This window comes from Dyella ginsengisoli LA-4, from assembly GCF_000334915.1.
In the GTDB taxonomy this organism is placed as follows: Bacteria; Pseudomonadota; Gammaproteobacteria; order Xanthomonadales; family Rhodanobacteraceae; genus Dyella_A; species Dyella_A ginsengisoli_A.
The window spans coordinates 22,549-31,159 of sequence record NZ_AMSF01000097.1 but is presented as its reverse complement, the minus strand read 5'-3'; the positions used below and the strand labels follow the sequence as shown (position 1 = coordinate 31,159).

Genomic DNA, 8,611 nt, shown 5'->3' with positions numbered 1-8,611 from the left:
CCCCCCCCCCCCCCCCCCCCCCCCCCCCCCCCCCCCGATAACCGGGCCATCAGCTGGTAGAGATTCCGACCTTCTTCGGCACCTGGGAATTCGCTTGGGCCCCGTGTTCTCGGGCGAATTCCGCAGGGGTTTTCCATGCCAGTGCAGTGTGGGGGCGCTCCTCGTTATAAAAGCGCCGCCACGCTTCAATTTTGCTCCGCGCATCTCTGAGCGACAAGAACCAGTGCTCGTTCAGACACTCCTGCCGCAGCCGGCCGTTGAAGCTTTCCACCAGCGCGTTATCGGTCGGCGTGCCGCGTCGGGAAAAGTCCAGTTCCACACCGTTCTCGTAGGCCCAACGGTCCATCACTTTGCCGGCAAACTCGCTGCCGTTATCGACCTTGATCGCTGCCGGCCTGCCGCGTTGAGCCACCAGACGTGCCATCGCTTCGGCCACATGCTCGCCGCGTAGCGACTGGACGACGACGATGTCCAGGCATTCGTGGGTGAAGTGATCCACCACCGTCAGCAGCCGGAAGCGACGACCATCGAACAGCGCGTCACTGACGAAGTCCATCCCCCACAGCGTGTTGGGGCCGGAGGCGACCTTGATCGGCTGCCGACGACGCGCACTGCGACTGCGCCGTGGCCGGCAATGCCGCAATGACAAGCCTTCTTCCTTGTAGATGCGATGCACCCGCTTGTGGTTGTCCCGCCAGCCTTCGCGGCGCAACATCACGAACACCCGCTCACAGCCGTAGTGGATGCGCGTCTGCGTGATCTCGCGCATCCGCAGCCGGATGGCACTGCAGTCGCGTGCCTTGGCCTTGTACGAAAACGCCGAGCGCGACATCGCCACGATCCGCAGCGCGCGCCGCTCGCTTACTCCGAAACGCTCCCTCAGACGGCCTACCCAGTGGCGCTTCTGGGCAGGCCTCAGAGCTTTTTTGTGACCACCTCCTGCAGCATCGCCTTGTCCAAGCTGAGGTCGGCCACCAGTTGCTTGAGCTTACGGTTTTCCTCCTCCAACAGCCGCAGACGCTTGAGCTCGGACGGTCCCAGCCCGCCGTATTTCTTGCGCCAGACGTAAAACGTCGCCTCGGCTACGCCCATCTTCCGGCAGATCTCGCCGACGGTCGTGCCCAGCTCGGCCTGCTTAAGCGCGTATGCGATCTGCTCTTCGGTGAAACGGGACTTCTTCATCGCCTGACTCCTCGTGTGATACGGGGCCCATGCGGGACGAAGTCTCTACTTTAAATTGGCCCGGATATCTGGGGGTGGGTCATCACTTTGATACCCAAAGAATCTTATCCAGATTTTCTTGTGCAATGGCCTTCCATTCCGGGTCGTGTATTCCGTTGACCTTTTCGACTATCAGCCTCACAAGATCGGCGTCCTTTGAGACGTCGTATGAGCGCTGCCGCTGCATTTCAGCAAAGACAAGGACTATGTCTCGAACCGTCAAATCGTCGTCAGCTTGAACTAACTTCGTCTTTAGTAGTGGTACAGCGCCCCCCCCCTCCTTCGCAAACGATTCGGCCAAGTAGATTGCTGGCGGATGAATCACTTGATTTCCGCAAATGAATATTTGGTACTGACTCCCAAGATCGTAGGAATCAAATGTATCAATCCGCTCCCTCAGCGGCTTCTTGTAAAAGGTGTCTAGCCAAGGATCACACGTATTTCGAAGATGCGAATTCGCAGCAAAGCCACATCCGGCAACAAGGAGTGACGCGGCAATTATGACCATCCTGACAAGGGTATTCATTGCTTGCACCCGCAGCCCGCTGATCCACTTTTGTTCAATCCGTCCTGAATTCGCGATTGCATGGCATAGGCGGGTTTTTCGTATTTGCTGTTCTCGTAGCCATGCCGCGTTGACCACAGATAGCTAATCCAAGTCATGCCTTGGCGATACTGGCCGACATGCACCAACTCATGACCCAACAACGCGAGCCCGGCCGAAGTGCTTGAATCGTACACACCGGGTCGGAAGTAGATATTATTCCCCCTCGTTATACCATCATAACCCTTCCGCAGATACGACGGAACTTTGCCATCGTGCAGATCGGCATTGTCTAAGTCCTCCTGAGGAATGTAGGGCTTGAGCGCGTTCTTTTCACACGCCGTAAGAGGACGCAGACCGAGTGGATCAATACTGTTCAGCGGGTTGTTGTCGACATATGCATATGTATTAATGCCCCCCATGAGTCCACTTGGATCGCTCTCTACATATCTACCCAAAGTTGGGTCGTAATCTCGAAATCCATTGTTCCAAAGGCCTGTCTCCGCATCGTAGTACTGCCCCAGGAACCCAATGTTCAATGGCGCTGAACCCGATACTGTGACCGAGCGTGTAAACGGCCAGTTCTGGGCGCTCCACACCACCGTCTGCGAAGCATTCGTCACTACTTGCGGTCGCCCCAACTGGTCGTCGCCGATCGTTTCCAGCTGCCCGTTCACCTCGCGCCCGATCAGGCGCCCGCCCAGCCATACGTAGTCGATCCATGAGCCGTTGAGATATTCCGCTAGGAGCGAACCACTGGTGTCCGGCGCGAAGTAGCTCGTGCCCGCGCCTCCGGTCTTAAGCAGCCGCTGCCCTTCTGGATTCACGTAGTAGCTCGTTCCACCAGCCGCGGTCATCCTATTGAACGCGTTGAACTGGTAGACCGTGGCGCCGCCCAGTGTGGTGATGTTGCCCAGCGCATCGTAACCGTAGCTTTGCGGATCAGCCCCGTTGGTGCTCACAAGTTGGTTGCTCGTGGCACTGTAGCTGGTGTTGTCCGCGGCCCCGTTCACTGATTTGGTAATCCGATTGCCGTCCGCGTCGTAGCCATAACTAGCCACATAGTTCGCCGAATACATTGAAACTAGTCGTGACTGGGCGTCGTAGCCAAAGTCCTGGCTCATCAGGCCGTCTATGCCATTGTCGAGGCCAGTGAGCCGATTTGCTGCGTCGTAACTGAAGCTTAGGCTCTCCACCGCTGGCGCATAGATCCCGGTCAACCGGCCGTCGGTGTCATAGCTCAACGTATTGTTCAGCCCGTTGCTCGCTGTCCAGCCGGCCAATGCGCCGTCCATCGGCGCCCAGGTTATGCTGCTCGCCGCGGTTAGGTGGGTGCTGCCCATCGTAAAGGCGATGCCGGAGATCGCACCATTGCTGTAGCTGTAGGTTGCCTGATGGCCGTCGGGGTAAGTCACGACGGCGAGATGGCCCATGGCGTCGTAGCCATAACCCAACGAATAGCTTGTGCCGTTGATGCTGAAACCGCGTCCTGCGATCCACCCCTCGGGCGTGTAGCTATAGGCCGTGCTACCCGTGGCGTCGCTATCCGAACACAGACGCCCCAGACCGTTCGTGCAGTTGTCATAGGCAAAGGTTTGTGTCTGCCCGCCGGCACTGATGCTTGTCAGGCGATTGATGGTGTCGTAGTCATACGTGGTGGTCACGCCGTTAGCACGTGTCAGGCTGCTACGCCGACCGTATGCATCGTAGCTATACGTGGTTGTGCCGGTATCCGGACTGGAAACTCCCCAGAGCTGGTCCAGGCCGTCAGAGCTGTAGGCGGTGACCAAGCCGCGGGGATCGGTCACTGTAGTGAGGTGGTCGCCAGCGTCGTAGGCGTACTTGGTAACGATCGGGCTTTCCGCCCATGCCTGCTGGCTGGCCAGCAAGCCGGCGAGTAGCAGGATGGGCAGAGCCCGGCGGCGCACCCGGACTCGAGAGATAGCCAGAGAAATATTCATGCTTGGCCTCTTCCTTGGCATGGCGTCGGGCGCCCGATTGCTACGTTGTGTGGCGGAGGTGGATCCGTCGCGAGAGAAGCGAGTGCTCATCACATGGTCCCCACAACGGTCGCAGTCATCGTGCAGGTGGAACTGGAAATGTTGGCGCCCGCTGCGTTGTAAAAGGTCACTGTCACGTGATACGTGAGTCCAATGACGTTGCTGCTGTTCTTCGCCATGGAGACGTAGTAGTTGCTGGATGGGTTGCTACTTACCGCGGTTGGCGTGCTAGCCCCGTTGGAGACAGTGCCACCGCTTAGATTGGCTCCGTTGGCCAAGCCGACCTCGGTCCAGGTGTATTGCACGGTGGCTGCACCGGATGGCACGCCGCCCGAGGTGACCAGCGTATTGGCTACGTGTTGGTTGGAGGTGAAGACTTCCCAGGTTTTCCCGCCGACGATCTCGAAGCCTATGGCGGCCGACGCACCACCGGTGCTTCCGGGAGAGGAGCTGGTCGAGTAGCTCTGCCCATTTATCGTGATGGGCACAGGGATTGTGACGGTGATGGAATCCGTGCCGCTCCACGGTCCGCAGCCGCTGGCATTACAGGCTTGCACCCTGTAACCATACGTGGCGGTGCCCTTGCCGCTGGCGTTCCAGCTGGTATTTCCATTGGCCTGCACCGTGGTCCAGCCACCACCGTTGACCTGCTCTTGCAAGGTGTAGCTGCTGGCCGTCGATACGCCGGACCAGCTCACGGTATAGCTGCCGTTGCCGTTGGTGCCAGGAACGCTCAAGGCCGGAGCGCTGCTTGGCGGCAACAGCACGGTCGTCGATGCAACGCCACTCCATGGACCACATCCGCTGCTGTTGCAGGCTTGCACGTGGTAGCCGTAGGTCGCATCGCCGCGCCCGCTCGTGCTCCAGCTGGTGGACGCACCCGACTGCACGGTCGTCCAGCCGCCACCATTCACCTGCTCTTGCAAGTTATAGCTCGTGGCTGTGGCCACGCCGGACCAGCTCACGGTGTAACTGCCACTCCCATTGCTGGCGGGCACACTCAGAGAGGGCGTGCCCGGCGGCAAAAGGACCGTGGTCGAGCCGACACCGCTCCATGGACCACAGCCGCTACTGTTACAGGCCTGTACCTGGTAGCCATAGGTCGCATCGCCACGCCCGCTCGTGCTCCAACTGGTGGAAGCGCCCGACTGCACGGTCGTCCAACCGCCACCATTCACCTGCTCTTGCAGGTTGTAGCTCGTCGCCGTTGCAACACCGGTCCAACTCACCGTGTAGCTGCCGTTGGTGCTGCTACCGGGTGCGGACAGCGTCGGCGCGCTACCCGGAGGGTGCAGCACGGTGGTGGTGCTGACGCTGCTCCACCCGCTGCAGCCGCCGCTGTTGCACGACTGGACCTGATAGCCATAGCTGCCGTTGCCCTGCCCGGAGGCATTCCAGGATGTGGCGCTGCTGGACTGCACGGTGCTCCAGGCGCCGCCGTTGACTTGTTCCTGCAAGTTGTAGCTGGTGGCGTTGGCGATCGTGCTCCAGCTCACCGTATAGCTGCCTGTGGTGCTGGTGCTAGGCGAGCTCACCGATGGCGGGCTGCCTGGTGGGAACAGCACGGTGGTGGTGGCGACTGAACTCCACGCGCTGCAGCCGCTGCTATTGCAAGCCTGGACCTGATAGGCGTAGGTGCCGTCGGATTGCCCGGCCGCGCCCCAGCTCGTAGCGCTGTTGGACTGCACCGTGGTCCAGCTACCGCCGTTGATCTGTTCCTCCAAGTTGTAACTGGTGGCAGTAGCTACACTCGTCCAACTCACGGTGTAGGCACCGCTGGCATTGCTAGAGGGCGCGCTCAGGCTAGGAGCGCTAGCCGGCGGCAGCAGCACTGCAACCGATCCGACCGGGCTCCAGGCACTGCAACCACTGGCGTTGCACGCCTGTACTTCGTAGCCATAAGTGCCATTCCCCTTGCCGGCGGCACCCCAATTCGTGGCACTGTTGGATTGCACGGTGGTCCAGCTTCCGCCGTTCACCTGCTCCTGCAGGTTGTAGCCAGTCGCCGTCGCGACAGCACTCCAGCTCACGGTGTAGCCCCCCGTGTTGTTGTTGGCCGGAACGCTCAAGCTTGGCGTGCCGGGAGGATACAGGACGGTTACGGTCGCGACGCTACTCCAGGCACCACAGCCGGTGACGTCGCAAGCATGGACTCGGTACCCATAAGTGCCGTTGGCCTTGCCGCTAGCGCTCCAGCCGAGACTGGAGTTGTTCTGGACCGTGGTCCAGCTACCGCCGTTGAACTCTTCCTGGAGTTCATAAAAAGTCGCACCACCGATGGCATTCCAGCTCAGCGTATAGCTGCCGTCCGTACTGTTGGCCGGCGAGCTGACCGCAGGGACCCCGGTTGGAATCGACGGACTTGCGCCGCCGGACTCAGTCTTCTGTATGACACGGTCGAGCGCGTCGTATTGATAACTGGTGACATGCCCAGTCGCATCGCTTACCGACAGCACATTCCCGTTGCCGTCATAGCTGTAAGTCAGCTGCTGCCCGTGATTGCCATGGGTCTGATAAGGGCGCCCCAGGGCGTCGTACGTTGTGCTAGTCGAGTACGTCACCGTACCGTTGCGGCTGACCGTCTTGCTGGTAACGTCGTCGTTGGCATCGTATCCATAGGCTTCCGTTGAGGTGCCGTCCTTGTCGTTGTGGGTCATCGAGGTGACGCGCATCTCGGGGTCCCGATTCCAAGTGGTCACCTCGCCGTCGGGAGCGCTGACGCTCGCCAATAGGCCGAAGCCATCGTAAGCGTAACTCCAAGACGCTGCTGTGCCGTTCGGATAGGTTGTTCTTGTCACCATGCGACCACGAGCATCGTATGAATAGTCGGTGACATCTGCATTTGGCCCGACAACGTGCCCAACTTCGCCTAATCCATTGTAATTACCATACGTGGTGGTTTGACCCAACCCGTTGGTATAAGACGCCAGGTTGCCCATCGCGTCGTAGGTATATGTGTCTACATCTGAGCCATTTGGCGATGGGTGCGTCACTGAAATGGTGTGCACCATGCCATTTGCATACAACGAGTAGCCGTAGGTCGTCGTGAGCGTTTGGTTCTGAGCGCCAGTAGACGAAAGATTAGTCACCGAAACCGAAGCGATACGATTTTGCGCATTGTAGGAGTAGACCGTCTTCTTCCACCCCTCGACTGTTGCGCTGAGCAGCCGGTTAACCTGAACATCTGGATCCCAGGTATAATCCGTTGTCCTTGCCAAGGACGTGCCATAGGCTTCCGTCTCACTTTGAAGCTGTCCATTGGCAGCGTAGTGATACGTGTGAACGTTGCCATTGTTGTCTACAGTCTGAGAAGGGTTACCGTTCGTGTCATAGCTCGTAGAACTGGTCGTCGAACCACAGTCCTGCACAGCATCAACGCTGGTAGAGCTTATCTTTCCGTTTGGCCCACCATAGACATTGGTTCGTACGTTACCGAGCGGATTGGTGATAGTTGCCGTATGGTTGCCGGAAGAGTCTGTCCCGTAGACTATTGAGGTATTTTTTGAATTATCTGCAAGATAGGTCCCGCTCGCCAGACCCCAAGTACTTCCGCTATTTACGTTCGTGTAGTTAGTGTATGAGTACGGGGCTCCGTTATAGTCCACCTCAGTCAACAGATCCTGATTAGCGAGATACTTGTAAGATATCGTTGTAGACGGGCTTCCAGGCAGCGTGGCTGATATTAGCTCCGCCCCATAAGTATACGTATATTTATTACCCGCCGGATCGGTGATTGTCTTAGTAACCGTTGAATCGCTGTTGACCTGAGAAGAAATGGTGATGTATTGGCCGTTGGTGTGGGTTACACGACCAGAAGAAAACGTCCAGCCTACACCAGAAGCGTCAACGACAGACTGGATATTTCCATTCGTATCATAGACCTCGGTTAGACCCTGCTCATCATGCACGATGAAGCTTCCATCGGCATTGTGGGTCAATGTTGCGACGCCAGCACCATTATTTTCTGTAAATGTCGCAGGGGTCCCTTGGCCACCCTGAAAAACCATTGTGATCCCATCCGGCTCGTATGCCGTAAGTTGACGACATACTCCGGTGTTAGGGTCGCCACCAGTAAGTTGACATGACGTATCGAGCCAATAGCTAAAGCTGTCGGTCCACTGCCGATAACCTGGAACTAGCGAATTGTAGAACCGCTCGTATTTCAGACCCATCTCGATTGGGACGGCGAAATCGGTATATTGCTCGACCTTTGTTCCGTTCTGCGGAAGTATTGGATCGCCTACGCCGGCGCACTTATCTCCATTCTTGGCGAGATTTGCCGAAAGTGTTTGGCTTCCAGGATAAAAAGCATGACCAAGGAACGCATTTGCATTCCCGGTTGCTGCCAAAAGGACCCCTTGCCCCTCATGACTCGACCAGTCAAATGTCACGGCGTTAACATTTACCGGCGGCTGGGGAGGACCTGCTGGCACGGGCGGCGGCCCATTCTCAAATTTGATAGGGGTGCCGCTGTTGGTTTGGGAGAATGCAGGTGACATCAGCGCCATTGCGAGCAGCGAGATGGAAAGCATTTCCCATTTAATAATTTTCTTTACCAAGTGCAGACCCCTATTTGGCGATATTAAATTGCTTCTTGAGCAATTAGGATATTCACGTTTCGCGTAGGCCTCTCTCCATCCGCCCTACTAACCATCATTTGCGACCGTATCGCAAATGAAGGAGGGCTTCCCTTCCAGAAATAAGCATGGGCGGACGGTGTTGGATGCGCTATATACGTAGCCACCGCATCATGCTGCGATGCTGTGCATTTGGCATGACGTTTGGCTCGCGTCGCGCGTAAGGACGGCGTTCGCGAGCGGAGCGCGTCGCTGGACAGTTTAATGCC

The 8,611-nt window shown here is 57.9% G+C and carries 4 protein-coding genes; all 4 read right to left on the bottom strand.

Going from position 1 to position 8,611, the window contains the following annotated elements; all coding sequences use genetic code 11:
• Positions 1 to 49 precede the first annotated feature (49 nt).
• Positions 50 to 1,182, bottom strand: a protein-coding gene (locus C693_RS0120360; RefSeq protein WP_085939861.1) for an IS3 family transposase whose coding sequence is annotated in 2 segments (ribosomal slippage) — positions 50 to 930 and positions 930 to 1,182 — 1,134 coding nt in all. Because the reading frame shifts where the segments join, the coding sequence is not laid out codon by codon here.
• Between the two features lie 82 nt (positions 1,183 to 1,264).
• Entirely contained in the window at positions 1,265 to 1,747 is a 483-nt protein-coding gene (locus C693_RS23930; protein ID WP_157798683.1) for a hypothetical protein, read from the bottom strand.
• The gene (locus C693_RS22345; RefSeq protein ID WP_017464128.1) at positions 1,744 to 3,726 is read right to left on the bottom strand and encodes an RHS repeat-associated core domain-containing protein; all 1,983 of its coding nucleotides are present in this window, start codon (positions 3,724 to 3,726) and stop codon (positions 1,744 to 1,746) included. The genes C693_RS23930 and C693_RS22345 overlap by 4 nt, the downstream gene beginning before the upstream one ends.
• An 89-nt stretch (positions 3,727 to 3,815) precedes the next feature.
• Complete coding sequence (locus C693_RS23290) at positions 3,816 to 8,297, bottom strand: RHS repeat protein (protein WP_083868384.1); 4,482 nt, start codon at positions 8,295 to 8,297, stop codon at positions 3,816 to 3,818.
• Positions 8,298 to 8,611: the final 314 nt, after the last annotated feature.